This window comes from Halalkalibacter nanhaiisediminis, from assembly GCF_007830185.1.
Taxonomy (GTDB): domain Bacteria; phylum Bacillota; class Bacilli; order Bacillales; family Bacillaceae_D; genus Halalkalibacter; species Halalkalibacter nanhaiisediminis.
The window spans coordinates 373,924-390,855 of the sequence record NZ_VLKZ01000001.1 but is presented as its reverse complement, the minus strand read 5'-3'; the positions used below and the strand labels follow the sequence as shown (position 1 = coordinate 390,855).

Here is a 16,932-nt window from a genome sequence, read left to right as displayed (position 1 = left end):
CTCTTTTTATTAAGGCTTCATTAACGGAACACGTTCAACATAGTTTCCATGGACATAGCCAAACTCTTGATTTTTATCGTCTGAGAAGACTTTATACCAAGTTCCATCGTTTTGCTTCGATTCTTCAAGTAATGCAACGTAGTAATTAGCATTAGGATAACGATACTGGGCAGCTAATTGCGTATTTGGTTGATAACGGACGTTTAATGCTTCTGTCGTTCGGGCAATAGTATAGTAACCATAATCTTTCTTACCAAGGAACGTATCAGCTCTATACATATGACTAGCTATTTTTTGTCCCCATAAAGGATCAGAGGCATAGTTTACGTTCATTCCATGACTCTTGTTACCAAGTACAGCACCACGGTAGTTGACGCCTTCTGGTGTTAAATACCGCTCATTCATGGCTTGGGCCACAAACATAATCGATTCTTCAAAACTAGCAAATGGTTTGGCATTGCCTAATGGATCACGATCATAAGCTTGATAGCCAAATAGATTTTTACGTTGATTGGCAATTTCACTTAAACCATAGCTACTTTCATGAATCGCTTTAGCAAATAAGTAAAGAGCGTTAATGCCATATTCTTCTTCTGCACGCTTAAAGACATGTCCTAAATTACGTAATGGACTTTCATTCGCGACAACTTTTCCGTTAATAGTCGAAGTGACCGAACGGATATAGCTATTTAATTCTTCTGCTGTGTAATTCGATTTCGTACGTAGTGGCAAGTAGGTAAAGTACTGATAACCCTCTCCTACCTTTTGGCCCGATGCACTGTAGAAATCACGTCCGTTAAGACTATAGTAGCGCTCACTTTCCTTCATAAAGGATGGAGCATCACCGAACGGATACATGCCATATGAATTCGTCAACGGATTGTACACGTAATGTCTAAGAACACCATTTACAGGCTGGTAATACGATCTCCCTTGTTCAAGGGCGGTCGGAATCAGCTTCGCATCCTTTTGACTAACAAATCCAGTACCATCGGCATAGCGAACTTCAATCCAATTCTCATCAGCATTCAGATACCTTAATTCAGCCCCTGCCATCACGTAGGTTAACTGCGTTTGCTTGTTAGAAGCGAATATTCTTGTCGTTGATTGACCTGTTGATGGAGTCGCAACGACTGCTCCACTGTTCATTTTCAATACATCTTCACCTTGGATAATCACTTCTGCACCTGATTGATTGGCGTCACGAAAGCTCATATACGGTTGTGGCTGCAAACGAATTTGTCCACTTGCATCAATTGTGCCCACATGATAAAGATCCGTTCTACCCGCACCTGATTCAGCCGCTTTCAACATGCGAATAATAAAGGCTGCACCATGAGCTCGTGTTGCATCATCCTTCGGTCCAAAGCGAAACGTTTGGTTTCCGTTTGGCATCCCACCAATAATCCCAAGGTAGACATTGTTTGCAACAGCATTACGGAAAGATGGATGAATCCGCTCTGTATCTGTAAAAGTCAGGATGATAGGTGTACGATTGACACCCTTATAAGCAAGGGCACGATCAATCATGACCGCCATTTGCTCACGAGAAATATACTCTGATGGTTTGAAAACATTCCCAGGATAACCACCAACAATACCAGCTGCTGATGCTCTTCCAATCCCTGTAGCCAATGGGTGCGTGACTGGAACATCATTAAATGATGCTTCTCCTGGAGGCAATTCTAGTGCGCGTGATAGAAATGTCGCAAATTGAGCTCGTGTTACCTTATCATTAGGACCATAACGTCCTGGACCATATCCACCAAGAATGCCTCGCTTAACAGCCTCACGCATTTCTCCCTCAAGTGAATGTCCTGTTAAATCATCTGTATTCGCAGCTGCTTTGTTCGATTGAAGCGGAAAAAGGACCGCACTCGCCACAAGAAGCAGAATAAGAAGATGTTTCAAGAAAAAAAGCCCCTTTCTTAAGCCTCAAATCCCGTCTACTCTTTCCTACTTGTGAGATCTGAGGCTTTCTTCATTTTACGTTCTTCTCATTTCTTTCATCCTATCTTTCTGTTAACCAGATTAATAGAAGAAAAGAACAAGTTAATTCATCTTACTAACACGATCTAAGAATACAGAGAATTCCGCTCTAGTCGTTGGTAGTGATGGACCATATCCTCCGCTTGGTTGACCTGCTGCAATATTTCTTGCTTTCATAGCATCAATTGCTCCAAAAGCCCAGTGCGAACGATCAACATCAGGAAACGGCTGGGATGACGAGCTACGAATGTCATAAGCACGCTGCAGAATAACAGCCATTTCAGCACGTGTTAATGTGTCCTTCGGGTTGAAGCTTCTTGCTGTCTTCCCGCTCATAATACCTGCTTGGTCGACGGCCGCAATCGCATCATAGTAGAAGGAACTACTAGCAACGTCGTTAAACGATGGCTTATGAGTACCTGCAAAAAGATTCAATGCTCGTGCAATCATCACAGCTGTTTGTTCACGTGTAATCGATTCCCCTGGACGGAATGTACCATCACTAAATCCACTGATCACATTACGATTATTTAATTCAAGGATCGATTGACGAGCCCAATAGGTAGGTGTCACATCTTTAAATCTCTCTACTTGATAAGAAGATTGGTAGATTGCTTCGAGCTGATCGAAGTATACTGCGCCTTTTCCTTGCTTAGCCGTATTCGCTTGAGCGATATATACTTGCTCTAGCTTGATTGGTTGCGTGACATTCCCTGGCACGTCAGCCCTTACATAACGCCAGCCTGACCAGTTGAACTGATTTTCCGCTGTGAAGTTAATCGTATGTCTTTGACCAGCACCATCGATGATCGTTCCACGAAGCCAGTGTTCAGCCCCGTCACCAAATGCCCACATACCAAGCTCTACAGGTCTTCCTTTAAGCGAAATAGCCGTTTTCGCCTTCACATAAGCCGCAGAAATGCCACTTTCACCTTTTGTATAATCATAATTTAATTTCAGCGCACGTGCGCCAACGCGTACTGGCTCATATTGATTTGTTGCAGCAATCGACGCTTCAGCACGAGCACTACTTGCTTGCCAAGCAGAAATTTGATCAAGCGTATCAATCGTTAGCTTCGGCTCTGTTACTTGCTTCGGCCCTTCTGTGGAAATGACCTGCAATGTATTTGGTACAGAACGCTCGCGATTATCAGATGGACGGTTGACAACAGTTGCCTGCTCAAAAGATGGCAATCTCGCTACCATTGTCGTGGAACCTCCACCATCTAAATTAATCGCTTGATAAGCGCCGATTGAACGCATATACTCCGCTAACTCACGCATTGTCGCTCCTTGACTGTAACCGGATTGTCTGCCATCAATTGTGACAAGAAATAATCTCGTACCATCGCTTGAAATCCCTACCGCAGAACGAGGATGTCTAGATGTCGCAAACGATCCCGTTTCATTCATTGAAATAGAAACTTGACCATTGCGTAGCAAGGTCGGTCCCGTTGCCATCATAAATTCAGCATCTTTCCATGTGTCATTGATCGTCGCTTCCACCACAATCTCATCACCCACAGCAACTCCTGCTAACGACTCAGCTAATGCACCACCGTTAGCTGAAATAACAAAGCCATCCGCTGGAATGGTCGCATTCGCTCCTTCGCCTAATCGACGAATTTCCGATACTGTTCCAACAATACGATCGCTAAAAGAAAATTTCTTTGCACTCTTGTTCGTATTTGTCACGACAATTTCAGTTGCATAAGGACTTGCTCCAGTTGTAGTCGATAAATGTCCTCCTGTATAGAGAACAGCCTCACCACTTCTTCTTTCACTATTTACTGCTGTTAGCGGAATCGACCTTCCCTTATGTTGAAAACTCATCGACGGTTCATAATCAGCAATTGTTAGTGCACCATTTCGGTTCACCCCAAATGCAAACGGAGCATTTACTGGACCATCATCATTTGATAGGATCCCGTAGTTAATAATTTCATTGTTTTTCACAAGCATATTAACGGGTATTCCGTTAGCCAAATTATAAAAAGAAGCATTTACTGCCCCAACGACATAATGACCTTCTGATGTGTTCGCAATTGCATGCTGTGATGTCGGCAGAACACGACCAAGAGGTGAAAGTTGATAGAGTTCGAGATCGACAGCTGGATTACGATAAACAACATCTAGTACTTGGACAGCTCTTGGCGTAATTCCGTTTATGTAATGCTCACGAATCAAGGAAACACCACTTGCTAATTCTTCTTTTGTTGACGACTGTTTTGTTCCAAATCCACTATAGGCATCCACATGGAGAGGTGTTGCCACTAAGACAATCCCCATCGTACAAGCTACTAATTTCCTTTTTATACTATTCAAACGATTCACTCCAAACTAAGTCTTAGTACCATTGACTTCCTCTGTAATTGAAGGTTTCCCACATTCTTGAGAAACTCCTACATATACGACTACAATCTTACAAGATTTCCTAACTAATGAAAAGGTAGATTGTCAAACTTTGAGAGCTTTCAAGAGAATTGATACTTTTTACTCAGTAATGCAAAAAATTTTATGCTAATTAGAAAATACTATTCATATTTAGTAAAATCTAGTATATTAAGAGTTAGTGAATACTGTTAAAATTTACATATCAGGAGGTTCTTATGAAGTTCCAAAAACGAATTCCATACGCTGTTCTATCAACTACTTTTGCCAGTCTCTTACTCGTATCCGCTGTATCCGCTGAAGAGACAATTGACGCTCAACCGATTTCAGAAGAGTTCTCTGAAAAAGAAGTAACGGAGGAAGTACCGATCGGAGAGGAAACTGACGAAGAGGTCGAGGAAGTCATTGACGAAGAAGCTGAGGATGAGATCGTAGAGGAAGAAGAGGTAGTACCGAGCTTTGCTGATGTTCCTAAAGATCATTTTGCCTTTGCCGCAATTGAATATCTGTACCTTCAAGGTTTAATTAATGGAAAAAGTGAAGGACAATTTGCACCAACTGATTCGATTTCACGTGCAGAAGCCGCTACAATGGTTGCAAATGCCTTACAATTAACGGCATCAACGAACTACCAACTGAAAGCTTCCGACGTCAAAAGAACACACTGGGCTTTTGATTCATTACGCGCTCTTGAAGAACAAGGTATTTTAACAGGCTATAATGGAGACATTCGTCCAAATGACACAATGTCCCGCGCTGAGGTAAGTGCCATTTTGGACAGAGCATTCAACTACGCTAGTCCAACTCGCTTTTTTTCATTTAGCGATCTTAATCGTTCACACTGGGCTTATGAGTCAGTAAACGTGCTTGCAGCGAATGGGATTACATCACAAGCAGGTGGAGCATATCGTCCTCTGGCTAATACATCACGTGCAGAGTTTGCTGCTTTCCTAGCACGCTCACTTGATGATCGTTTTAAATAAAAGCAGAAAAGCTGTTGAGAGGATTCTCTCAAGAGCTTTTTCCTTGCTATCTCATGTCTCACCTGGACCTTCTTACACCTGATGGGTCATTTTATCAACGAAATTTTGGATTTATCAACGAATTTCCAGCTTCAATAAAAACATCCATACCCCACCCCACAAAAAAGCGATGACCCTCTGGCCACCGCTCTTTCTCTCATCGCATTATCGCTTCACTACTTTTACACGATAGGCATGCAAGCTAGAATTTCCATTTGCATCTTGAACACCAATTGTGTATTTTCCTACTTTCAAATTAAGAGACATCATCTCACTATCACCTTGACCATAATGATCAACCTTTGTTACTACATTCCCTTTTTCATTGTAGACAGTAAGAACCCCGTCTACATCCTCTGGTAATGTAAGCGTGATATCATACGTTCCAGCCTCTTGGACATTTAAGCTATGCTTTGTCTCCGTTTTCCCTGCTTCTGCAGCTACTGGTAAGAAGCCAGCTGTCTCCCATTTTCCACTTCCTCGCCCGTAAAACGGGCTATCCTCAGCACGACTACTATCAATACTAGAAACCGTTAATTGATAAGGAGCCAACGTCGTTTGCACACCATTGTAGAAGGAGTCATTTGTGATAATCACAAAATAACCAGCATCCTTTTTTGCTTGGAACGATCCTTTTATTTCCGTATCTGTAATGTACATCGGTAAAAAGGCTGTTACATTTTCTTTTTCACGATCTGATAATTCACCATCGCCATTTGTATCTTCTACAACAATGGCAAACGGAAGAATTTGTTTAAATAATTCATCAGGCAGCCCTTGCTTTTGAGCAGCTGTTGCTTTTAAGCTTGCAAAATGTAGACCAACTAATTCGTCCTGCTCCGCTTCATAATAGAACATAGCTGGACTTCCTGTCATAGCCATATTTCCATTAATCGTATAATTAGGCACAGGCTTCGCGTATTCATAATCATTGTTCTTCCAATAAGAATCCTGAACATTCTCTTTTACTAATTCTAATTCAAGCTCATATTGATCAAGAGACGCTTGCCCATAACCAAATTGATTGGTCATAATGAAGATATATGTTTCGCCTTCTTCAAGACCGACATGAACATTAGTCGGAGGCTCTTTCACTGATGAGTCAAAGATACCAAGCATATTACTATACGCAATATGAGTTAATTGCGTCTTCTCTTCCTCTTCATCAACACGAAGTACTTCGACAACTGGTTGAAGCGTTTCTGTCTTATTCCAGCTTAATTCATAAAGCCCATTTGCTTCAGGCGTAAAGGTAAACACGTCTTGATCATAACCTGTTTGGAAATAACCATTCGCCGCTTCTTCTAACGAAATCGGAAGAGCTGCATTTATAATTTCTTCAATATAGCTCTCATCTGGGAACCATATGAACCCTCCAAGTAACCAATCAAGGATCATTTCTTTTTGTTGCTCTTTCGATTGATGATATTGCTCAATGAACTCTTCCTCAACAATCACTTCTTCCGTCCAAGTCATCCCACCCATCATTGGAAATCCATCTTCATCTGGCGGTAACACCTCACCCTTCACTTCAATCGTATAAGGAAGGTGCGACGAATATTGTGGCTCTTGTAATGTCTCTTCCATTCCCATGAACATCATAAAAAATGGATCATTAAAGTATAGTGGAAGACTCGTTACTTCGATGACATATTCCATTTCAGGGAAAGTCTCAAATGTAAGGGTCTTATCCTCGCCCACTCCATACATTTGATCCGTATACATTGGGTAAGGCCCCATACCTTCGTCGAGCATTTCTTCATCGAACGGACTATCGTCTCCGTAATACATATCGAATTCTTCGGCCATATAAACACGAATTCCTACTTCAACACCAGGTACACCTGATACATCAACTTGGACCATTTCTCCTTCTTCAGACGTAAATCGGAAGAAATCACGATCTCCATCTTCACCAGCTAAATAAAGCGGACCATCCCCTTCGCTTGCAGAAGAGTACGGAAGGGATTTCAGCTCCAATGGATCTGTTGCAGACAACCCATCTTCCTTATATTCAGTTGCTTTTTCAGCCGTGAATTCAAATTGGTGCGTACCATCTTGACTGTACTTCCCATTTGCATCCTTCACTGTTACCGTTAGCGTTCCTGCACGCTCTGCTTCATACAATCTTGCTTCTGTTCCACCCGCTACGGTTTCATCTACTTCAATCGGATCAGCATCACCTCTAGCTGAGCTTTCTTGAATAGTAAAAGCGAGATCATAGAGGTCTGTTCCTTCTAACACAAATTGAACCAGATCACCTTCTTCGACTGCCATCTGGTATCGATACTCTTTTTTAGGCGCATCAAAGTGACCATTTAACACAACTTTATTCTCATCCTGTAACGTCACTTGAGCCTCTTGCATCGCTGGCTCTGTAGGAATCGATGTCACATCAAATTGAAGAGCAGCCACTGGATCGATCATTCCATAGCCATATGTTAAATCATAGCCAGCCTCACCAATATCCTGTGCCGTTTGTTCAAGAATATATTTCACTTGATAAGGCGTTAAGTCTGGATGCTTGGATAAAAGAAGGGATGCCACCCCTGCCACGATTGGACTCGACATCGACGTACCTGACAGCTTATCAAATGTAGAGTGCTTATCTACATCAAAAGCAGGACCATATACATCTTCACCAGGCGCAACAACATCAATGACAGCACCGTAATTAGTGAAAAATGCACGTTCATTGGCATCATTTGTAGCCCCTACACTAATCACACCTGGGAAGCCTGCTGGGTATGGCTTCATTTGATCCGTGTTCTCGTTTCCAGCCGCTGCGACAACCACAATCCCTGCGTCAATCGCTTTTTCAACAGCATCCTTTAACACAGGTGACGGATAATAAGTTCCTAAACTTAGGTTAATCACATCAACCTCTTGTTCAACAGCATAAAGAATCCCTTCAGCGATGTCATAATCAAAGCCATAATAGCGATTAAATACATCAATTGAAAGTATTTTCGCATCAGGGTTCACGCCATAGCCGCCAATTCCATTTCCTGCTTCAGCCGCAATAATACCTGATACGTGAGTTCCATGAAGATCAGCAAGTGGACGTTTCATTGGATCATGCGAATTATATTCACCAATTAACTGGTTTTTTAACTCAGGATGATTACGGTCTAACCCCGTATCAACAACCCCAACAACGACTTCATGATCACCAGCAAGCTTCCATGCTTCCTCGATGTTCAATGTATCTAAATGATACATATCGGCGCTTTTCGGATCCCTTTGACTAAATAATTCGACAGGGACACTCGGCTGAACGGAGCGAACCTGACTCATAGACGCATAACGCTTAATCACATCTTCCATCTTCGCGTTGCCTTGAATCTTGACAACATCATATCCAAGCGAAGAAATACGCTTTTGTAAAGTCGTTCCTGCCTGACTATGAGCCTGAGTCGATAGTGGAGAGGAATAGCGAACAACAAGTGTATCCTCACTCAGCTTTCGTTCCTCCATTTGCGCTTGAACGCCTTCCCCTTCAGGCTTGAGCTCAAGTCGTTCAAGGATGCGGTTTAATCCCTCTTGTCTTTGCTCTTGAAAGCTCGTACTAGCAGTGCTAGCATATCCAGTCTGAGCAAAAGTAGTACCCACAAGCAGCGCAGACATGGCGAGAGCTGAAATCATTCGTATGTACTTTTTCATCAAGTGAACCCCCTTAATAACCTTCCTACATTTCTAATAATTGCTAATAATTTCATTGTAATAGAAATAGGAATGTTTTGGTAGAATTATTTTTTCATAGAAGGTTTAAGTCCGCACACACCCTTTTCAAGCAAAAACGTTCATGAGCCTATACTCTCAACCTAGGAATAGCCTTATTCTTTTCCTGTCCAACTAGGTACTAATCAACTTTTAGACAGAAAATAGAAGCAAGACACATCCGCCCTGCTTCTACTTGTTTTTTTATATTCTATTAACATTATTTCGAACTCCGCCAAAGAAGATATCAATTTGTGCTTCTGTTAATTTCTCTAGTGTTTCTCCGTCTTTTAATGGATAAAAGTAGACAACCCTTAAACTATGAAGCATCGTACTCGCGGCTATTCGCGGATGGACATGACGTAGCTCTCCTGATTCAATTCCATCATGAACAATCTCCTCTAGTTGATTAATCATAGCTTGTTCCTGCTCAATCAGCCAGACTTGAAGCTCCTCTGATATTTTCCCGAAATCATTCATCATTAAATCGCGAAAACGCGTCTCCGTCCGAAAAATCTGGTGGTGACGCTCGTACATGCGAACCATCTTCTCATAGACCGTCCCCTCCCCAGAAATCGCATTACTCAGCTCCGTAAAAAAATAACGAAAGCCTTTTTGCATCACATCATAAAACAACGCTTCCTTACTTGGAAAATACTCATACGTTGTCCCTTTGCCAACCCCAGCCGTTTTAGCAATCTCCTTCATCGTCGCGCGATCATACCCCTCTTTTAAAAAAATATCCATCGCCGCATTCAGAATACGCTCACGCTTCCCATCCTTACTCACTTATCATCAACCGCCTTTTCCGTCTCACTTATATTACTTGAGCATGACATAATTTGAGGAAGAGGACAAGCACAAAGTTACTGGTGTAGAGGCTTTATCCTTAACCTTCATCAATACAAAAAAGCCCTTGTAGCTGCATTACTAGTGCAACCGCAAGGGCTCGTTACTTTATTCTTTCTCATTGGAAGTACCATAATAATAATAGTACTGACTTTCATGCTTTGGTTTTCCATTTAATACAGCGCCAAGCAGCTTTGCTCGTGCTTGCAAAAGTTGGTCCTTTGCCTTGATCGCACCTTGACGATCGGTTTTACCACTACTGACAACGAGAATCGAGCCATCACAAAGATTAGCAAGAACCTGCGCATCAGCCACAGCTAAAAATGGTGGTGTATCAAATAAGACATAATCATAATCGGTCATCAACTCTTCAATTAGCTGACTCATCCGACGTGAACCAAGTAATTCAGATGGATTAGGTGGAATCGGCCCGCATGTGAGCACCGACAAATTGGGTACTTTAGTCGAAGAAATCGCAGCCTCTCTCTCCACCTGTCCAGTCAAAACATTCGTCAGTCCAACAAGGTTCTCGACCTGAAACGTATAATGAACCGTTGGCTTTCTCATATCCCCATCAACAAGAAGAACACGTTTCCCCTGCTGCGCGATTACAACCGCTAAATTAGCTGCTGTTGTCGACTTGCCCTCACCAGGTCCAGCAGAGGTAACCAAAATTGTCTGCAAACCCGTTTCCGTTGTCGATAATTGTATATTCGTTCGTAATGTCCGATATTGCTCAGCAATAGGTGATTTTGGAGCAAAATGACTAACTATTTTCCTTATTTCACTCTGACGTTGATTAGCTCGCTGATTTTTCGTCATTGCCTTCACGTCCTAACCGTTTGGACCGCGAATTGGCCGGTCCATCATTCTCATCCATCTGAGCAACGGCCCCAATCACTGGAAGCCCTAAGTACTGCTCAATATCTTCTTCTGTTCTCAATGTTTGATCAAGGTATTCAAGTAAGAATGCTAGCCCTACCGCCGTCATTAATCCTACAACAAAGGCAATCGCCATATTTAGTCCAGGATTCGGGCTAACAGGTGCTGGATTTTCTAATAGCTCTGCTTCTGCTAATACGACAACATTATCAACTCGAAGCAAATTGGAAATTTCACGTTGAAATACCGCTGCAGTTGTATTCGCTATATCAACTGCCAGCTGTGGACTCGGATCTTGTACCTGAATCGTCACAACTTGAGATTGACCCTCTTGCGTAACATTCAATTGTCCATTTAACTGACGATGCGAAGCAGGTAAATTAAGCTCATTAATAACTTCATCCAAAATATAAGGACTCTTCAAAATGACATTGTACGTTTCGATGTATTTAGAATCCACATCAAAACCGACAGCCTGCAAAGCTGAACTCGCTGCCCCAGAAGCTTGCTGACTTACAAGAATTTGAGTGGAAGCCTGATAAATCGGCGTTAGCATCAAATAACTAACAGCTCCACTCGCCCCAACCGCGAGCAACGTAATAAGGACAATCATAACGATTCTCTTTTTTAACGTGTCGACAATTTCGCGAAGACTTATAGTTTCTTCCATTCTGTTTAATCCTCCAAGATGGTCCATTTCATTATTTCACAGAAAGTATATCACATTTTTTGACAAAGTGTGTCGATTTTTCTAAAACAGCTTTAATATGTATCACTTTTACGCCAATAGCAACTTTCCAAGACTAATGAAGAAGCAAGCCCTCAAGCTGAGGACTTGCTCTACTATTATAGTAAGCTACCCTTCTTTAATAAACGCTCGATCATCGCAGCAACCTGTCCACGTTGTGTAGCGCCTCTTGCTTCGAATGTACCGTTCGCATGTCCTTCAATAATACCCGCTTGTACAGCACGCTTAACATCTGCTTCAGCCCAAGGTGCAATACTTGCTACATCCGTGAATGAACCAACAGATTTACCAGCATCTAAAGCATCATCACTTACATTTAAGAAGCTTAGGGCACGAGAAACAACTGCTGCTGCTTCTTGACGAGTGATTGGATCATTTGCTCCAAAAGTACCGTTTGCTCGACCTTCAAGTAAGCCTGCCTCTACAGCTGGAATTAGACTTTTAACATACCATTCATTTCCCTTAACATCAGAGAAACGTCCATTATAGTTACCTGCTTCAGGAAGAGCTAAACTACGTGTTAACATCGCTGCAAATTCTGCACGAGTTGTCACACGTTTAGGCTTCACTTCACCATCAGCAAAACCAACGATAACATCACGAATTGTTAGGCGATCAATTGATTTCTTTGCCCAGTGAGTGTTCGTTAAATCACTGAATGTTACTGGCTGACGCTCAACTACAACATACTTACTGAATGCTAGTGACGCAAAACGAACACGTTCTGTACCTACTTGAGTCGGTACCGCTACTGGCTCAGCATCAACATTATAAGCAACCGCATTGTCTACGTTGACAAGACCACTTACTGGAATTTCACGGAAAATATAGCTATCGAAGTTCGTGATTGCAACCTCACGATCACCTGAACGAACTGTCATTGAAAAATCGATAACGGCAGATCTTGCTTGTAAATTCCTCGCATCAGCTGCAAGACGTTCAGTAACTACTGCTGCTACGGCTGCAGATGCTTGACTAATAGAAATAGATACCTCAAAGTCTGCATCACCTGATAGGCCAAGAGCTGCACGTAACTTCTCCTCAGCTAACTCACTTACAGGAATACTTACACTTCCATCCGCTGAATCGATATCAACAACAAGATTCGTATTTGTTGCACCAAGTAATGCTTCTACTGCTGCTTTTGGAAGACGTAGTTCAGCAACCTCACCTTCAGCACGCTCTAATGTGAATCCAATACGATCCGCATTTGGATTAGCAGCTACAACACTAGCTAAGCTCCCACCATTAACAATTGTGACTGCTTTCGTTTGACCAGTAGTAGTTTGTTCACGCTCAACTGTTGTCGTATTCGTTGCATCAATTAATTGACCCGGACGTTCTGGAACCGTTGGTGTTTCTGGAGTTGGTGTTGGAGCTGGTGCAGCACCACCGCCGCCACCACCGCCTGGGACTGCAGGAGGAATAACACCCTCGCCTGGATCAGCAAGATATGCCTTTGTTACAGCATTTACAAAAGCAGCTCTTAATTCAGTTCTTTGTGTATCTGTTAGACCAACTTGGCTATCTAATCGAGACTTCATATCAAACAAATCACTAAATGTTAGACCAGTGCTTGCTTTAATCTCGTTTTGAAGTGTTAAATATTTAGCATCCTTTGCTACAACCTCTTGGATGTTATTTTTCATAAATGTTGAATAATTAAAATTAGCTTTACTAAAATCGGAAATCAAATCACTTATATTTTTCCCTTTAAGATGCGCTTCAAAAGCTACGAAGAAATCAAGAAAATCATCAACAGTAACTTTTCCACCGAATATTGCTTGAAAATCAGCACTATGTTCCGTTCTGAAATTATTCACTACTGTCTTCAATTCATTTTTATTAGTAGTGTAAACAATTTCAGCAACCTTTTTTGCTATCTCGGGGTTAATTTTTGCTTCTAATTCACTACCTAAAACAACCGACCAATTTACACCAGCTAGTTTGCTCTTTAATGAATTAATTGTGCTCGTATGCTCAGAGTCCATTTCATCATAGACAGCTACTATACTATCTACAAAAGTATCAACAGTTGCCACAGACGCCGCCTGCACAACAGTATTTCCACCAATCGGCACCAAAGTCGCAGCTGGAGTCACAACAAGAGCTGTTGCGAGCAATAGACTCATTGCTTTTTTACTAAACGGATATTTCCTCATCAAATATTTCCTCCTTGTTATAAAAACTGGTAATTAAATACGATGATGTATATAGATATTATGTATCATCTTCCATACTAATAGACTTTCTTAGTAGTTTCAACAAATTTTTACAGGTATTCTACAATCTTTTTATTTTTCTAGCAATATAATAAAAAAACCAAACCTTTGAAATCAGGCTTGGTTTAAAATCCTTCGACCAATTCTCTTAGCTCACGTTCTCTAGATGCTTTCTTTGATTCATAGGATTGTTTAAAGTTTGCTGCAGCTTGTCTACTATGACCATTTGCAACAAGCTCATCTTGCATTTTGCCATATTTGCTGTAAAAAGCTGAGTCTGCCGATGACTGTAGAGCACTTGCTTGAGATCGATATTTTCCTGCATCAAAATGACCTCGTTCGCTTGTTATATAGTCTTCAAAGGCTCTTTGAGCAAGTGCTTCTAGCTTTCCATTTTGCTCCCACTCAAGCTGCTGAAATTGCGGGAAGTAACGATTTTTGATTGATGTGACTGATTCAGTTTTGCCTGATGAGTTCTGCTCACTTGTACCTGAACCACCCTGGCTACTATTACTTGGTGACGCGCTCTGTGTTCCGCTACTTATTTCCCTACCATTTGACTGTGTGCTACCTTGACTCGAAGTACTTTGGCCTTGATTCGCCATAGCACTCGAACTACTTCCAGCACCTTTTTCTGCTTGAAGACCGTCTCCACCTTGCCCAGATGATCCACTTGTTAGCTGTGCATCTAAATCTTTACTTGCAGCAAACACCGTTCCATTGCTTTGACCATCTGTAGACAAATTTCCCTGCACAAGCGGGTCTCCACTTTCATCTACAGTAATAGGATTTCCATTCTCATCTATCGTTACAACATTTCCATCCTCATCTACCGTTATAACATTTCCATTTTCGTCAACTGTAACAGTTTCTTCTTCATGGACCTCGCTCAAATCATCACCACTTGTCTTCTCTACCCGTTCCTTAAACAGCATATTTCCAACGATGAGCAGAATCGCAACAAGTCCAATACTTGAGATCAGCCAAACTTTCTTCATATTGATACTCTCCTTTTCTTCCTCTTTCTTTCATCCTACCCTAAATATAGACAATTTTCCAACTACTTTCGATGTTTTATTTTATAAAAAATCACATAAACGCCCATTCCAATAAGTCCACCGACTGTATCAAGAACAACATCCTCAAAAAGCCCCGTACGTCCTGGATGAAGAAAATGTCGATACTCATCAATCGCAGCGACTGTCATAACAATAAATAACGTGATTGCAGCTCTTATGACCATCTTCATCGACCAAGCAGTTAAAAGACGTATGCATAAAAAGCCAAGCGTTGCAAACACCGCCACATGTGCTCCCTTGCGAATAAAAAACTCCAAGAACGCTGCTGGACCACGATACGCCACACTAATCTCACTTGACGCGTAGGTGAAATTCACCCATCCTAACCACCGTTCAACCCACGATAAGTCAAACCCTCTAAGCATCGGCCGTAAATCCTGCTCAGTATACGGCTGTGCCGACATATACGCCATCATTCCCGCCCAAGCGAGCAGTAGCAACAGCGTCACGATCAATTTTCTTCGTTTCTTCCTTTGCAAAAAATCACCTATCTCTAGATCAACTTCATCATTCATTTTTCTATTATCCTATTGCATCATAAATTGTACCATATTTCATTCCTAAAAAAACCATTTCTGTTCATTTTACGTACAAAGGGTAGTCATGATCAAAAGAGATTCTCTTTTGATCATGACTACCCTTTTGGATCTTTTACTTCAAACCTTTTCAGTCGTCGCATTAGTCATTACATATGGCTGCAAGTTTTTAGCAATCTCTAAAACAAGCTCTTTTGCATCAACTGTCGCCGATTCATTCATCCCTTTTTCATAGACGCCTTGCAAGATTTCTAACAGCTCCTGCTCTGTAAAATTTCCAACTTTTTTCATCGTAATATCCCCCTATTTTCTCTCTAAAAACGCCCTCATTTTGTCTTAGTTTTATTCCTCTCATTCCATACCCATCTACTAACAGTTACAAACCACTAACATATGTCTTCTCCACATTTTTTTCATTCCCCTCACCTATTTTTCGTGAACTGATCTATTTGTAAAGTGACGGGACGTAAAATAAGGAGGTAAAAACCTATGAAATCAGGACATATTGAACAATTCGCTCACTTAAGTAACTTCTCATCTGTAAAAGAATTCAACCAATCCATTGCCATCGCCTTAGACTTACACGGGTATCGCTTTACTAAAGGAGAACGAATGGCCTTTGAAAAGCTTGTTCAGTATAGTGTTAAGAAACTCGGTGTGTGCAATGCTCGTATTTGTAAGCTCGTCCAAGCAACTCAACAACAATCAGGTGGCATTTCCCGCTCGACATTCGAACGCATGATTAGAAAAGCAAAAAAGCTAGGTATTCTGACCATTCACCGCACACTTAGAGAAACAGGCGGCTACTCACACAACGTCTATGTCTTTAACCGTTTTGACAAACCGAACAGCGAACAATTGACTAAACGCCCATCAGCTAAAAATCCAGACGAGACAAGCCCTAAGCACGATAAAAAGAACACCGAAGCTACTTTGTTTAAAACTACTCAAAATCAAAACCACCGTATAAAAACGTTAGACTCCCTTGACGCAACATTCACTCCAGGCTATGTTCCACAACCATTTGTCAAAGCTGTTAAACCCTTTTTCAACTGCGCACAAGAAATAAGCCATCTTTGGGGCCGAGCAGCAATCGCTTATCACGCTAAAAAATTCGATTCGCCAATCGAGTCATTTTTACCGACGATCATTCAGGCATTCAAGGAAACCATCTACCGTTATAAACAAAAACAGATCCAAAAGAGCTTCACCCAATACTTCTACGGCACCGTCGCCAAGATGCTCTCCTTAATCAAGCAGGAAAGCCTCGCAAAGGAACAACCCTTCATGCAATGGCTGATGAACTAAGATCGACCAGAAGTGACAAACCTTTTTAAATATACTATACACCACTGGATATATGCACCATATATCTAATTCTTTTTCCTTATTATATGAACATTTACAGGTTTGTTATTTTCCCTCTCTCATAATCAGTAAATTAGAACCACCATTGGCAATGATATAATAGATGACAACTAGATTAAGAGGAGG

General features: G+C 41.5%; 12 protein-coding genes. 2 read left to right on the top strand and 10 right to left on the bottom strand.

Features of this window, described 5'->3' with window-relative positions:
- Nucleotides 1–9: 9 nt before the first annotated feature.
- Together IQ10_RS01705 and IQ10_RS01700 are read right to left on the bottom strand one after the other, a co-directional pair.
- Nucleotides 10–1,911, bottom strand: coding sequence for an S-layer homology domain-containing protein (locus tag IQ10_RS01705; RefSeq protein ID WP_144448747.1), 1,902 nt, complete (start codon nucleotides 1,909–1,911; stop codon nucleotides 10–12).
- Between the two features lie 141 nt (nucleotides 1,912–2,052).
- Entirely contained in the window at nucleotides 2,053–4,314 is a 2,262-nt protein-coding gene (locus IQ10_RS01700; protein ID WP_144448746.1) for a phosphodiester glycosidase family protein, read from the bottom strand.
- 284 nt (nucleotides 4,315–4,598) lie between these two features.
- Between IQ10_RS01700 and IQ10_RS01695 the strand changes: the two genes are divergently transcribed.
- Complete coding sequence (locus IQ10_RS01695; RefSeq protein ID WP_144448745.1) at nucleotides 4,599–5,363, top strand: S-layer homology domain-containing protein; 765 nt, start codon at nucleotides 4,599–4,601, stop codon at nucleotides 5,361–5,363.
- 204 nt (nucleotides 5,364–5,567) lie between these two features.
- Here IQ10_RS01695 and IQ10_RS01690 read toward each other — a convergent pair whose 3' ends face one another.
- The 8 genes from IQ10_RS01690 to IQ10_RS17910 all read right to left on the bottom strand — a co-directional run bounded on the left by IQ10_RS01690 (nucleotide 5,568) and on the right by IQ10_RS17910 (nucleotide 15,729).
- Nucleotides 5,568–9,065, bottom strand: a complete 3,498-nt coding sequence (locus IQ10_RS01690; RefSeq protein ID WP_144448744.1) for a S8 family peptidase — start codon at nucleotides 9,063–9,065, stop codon at nucleotides 5,568–5,570.
- Between the two features lie 261 nt (nucleotides 9,066–9,326).
- The gene (locus IQ10_RS01685) at nucleotides 9,327–9,911 is read right to left on the bottom strand and encodes a TetR/AcrR family transcriptional regulator (RefSeq protein ID WP_144448743.1); all 585 of its coding nucleotides are present in this window, start codon (nucleotides 9,909–9,911) and stop codon (nucleotides 9,327–9,329) included.
- Nucleotides 9,912–10,079: 168 nt separating this feature from the next.
- Nucleotides 10,080–10,793 carry a CpsD/CapB family tyrosine-protein kinase gene (locus tag IQ10_RS01680; protein ID WP_144448742.1) on the bottom strand — a complete coding sequence of 238 codons (714 nt, stop codon included), beginning with the start codon at nucleotides 10,791–10,793 and terminating at the stop codon, nucleotides 10,080–10,082.
- On the bottom strand, nucleotides 10,771–11,523 hold the full coding sequence (locus tag IQ10_RS01675; protein ID WP_144448741.1) for a YveK family protein: 753 nt from the start codon (nucleotides 11,521–11,523) through the stop codon (nucleotides 10,771–10,773). Before IQ10_RS01675 ends, IQ10_RS01680 begins: the two co-directional genes overlap by 23 nt.
- Nucleotides 11,524–11,699: 176 nt before the next feature.
- Nucleotides 11,700–13,763, bottom strand: coding sequence for an S-layer homology domain-containing protein (locus IQ10_RS01670; RefSeq protein WP_144448740.1), 2,064 nt, complete (start codon nucleotides 13,761–13,763; stop codon nucleotides 11,700–11,702).
- Between the two features lie 185 nt (nucleotides 13,764–13,948).
- The gene (locus IQ10_RS01665; protein WP_144448739.1) at nucleotides 13,949–14,821 is read right to left on the bottom strand and encodes a hypothetical protein; all 873 of its coding nucleotides are present in this window, start codon (nucleotides 14,819–14,821) and stop codon (nucleotides 13,949–13,951) included.
- Between the two features lie 62 nt (nucleotides 14,822–14,883).
- A complete protein-coding gene (locus IQ10_RS01660) occupies nucleotides 14,884–15,417 on the bottom strand; it encodes a VanZ family protein (RefSeq protein ID WP_144448738.1) in 534 nt (177 codons plus the stop codon).
- 141 nt (nucleotides 15,418–15,558) lie between these two features.
- Nucleotides 15,559–15,729 carry a YwzD family small protein gene (locus IQ10_RS17910; protein WP_158639960.1) on the bottom strand — a complete coding sequence of 57 codons (171 nt, stop codon included), beginning with the start codon at nucleotides 15,727–15,729 and terminating at the stop codon, nucleotides 15,559–15,561.
- Nucleotides 15,730–15,927: 198 nt separating this feature from the next.
- Here IQ10_RS17910 and IQ10_RS01655 point away from each other — a divergent pair, with 198 nt between their 5' ends.
- Nucleotides 15,928–16,746 carry a hypothetical protein gene (locus tag IQ10_RS01655; RefSeq protein ID WP_144448737.1) on the top strand — a complete coding sequence of 273 codons (819 nt, stop codon included), beginning with the start codon at nucleotides 15,928–15,930 and terminating at the stop codon, nucleotides 16,744–16,746.
- Nucleotides 16,747–16,932 lie beyond the last annotated feature (186 nt).

Excerpts from the sequence above, each read along its gene's own strand:
- IQ10_RS01665 (WP_144448739.1), bottom strand. The coding sequence starts at position 14,821 with ATGAAGAAAGTTTGGCTGATCTCAAGTATTGGACTTGTTGCGATTCTG.
- IQ10_RS01670 (WP_144448740.1), bottom strand. The coding sequence starts at position 13,763 with ATGAGGAAATATCCGTTTAGTAAAAAAGCAATGAGTCTATTGCTCGCA.
- IQ10_RS17910 (WP_158639960.1), bottom strand. The coding sequence starts at position 15,729 with ATGAAAAAAGTTGGAAATTTTACAGAGCAGGAGCTGTTAGAAATCTTG.
- IQ10_RS01675 (WP_144448741.1), bottom strand. The coding sequence starts at position 11,523 with ATGGAAGAAACTATAAGTCTTCGCGAAATTGTCGACACGTTAAAAAAG.
- IQ10_RS01655 (WP_144448737.1), top strand. The coding sequence starts at position 15,928 with ATGAAATCAGGACATATTGAACAATTCGCTCACTTAAGTAACTTCTCA.
- IQ10_RS01680 (WP_144448742.1), bottom strand. The coding sequence starts at position 10,793 with ATGACGAAAAATCAGCGAGCTAATCAACGTCAGAGTGAAATAAGGAAA.
- IQ10_RS01690 (WP_144448744.1), bottom strand. The coding sequence starts at position 9,065 with ATGAAAAAGTACATACGAATGATTTCAGCTCTCGCCATGTCTGCGCTG.
- IQ10_RS01660 (WP_144448738.1), bottom strand. The coding sequence starts at position 15,417 with ATGAATGATGAAGTTGATCTAGAGATAGGTGATTTTTTGCAAAGGAAG.
- IQ10_RS01695 (WP_144448745.1), top strand. The coding sequence starts at position 4,599 with ATGAAGTTCCAAAAACGAATTCCATACGCTGTTCTATCAACTACTTTT.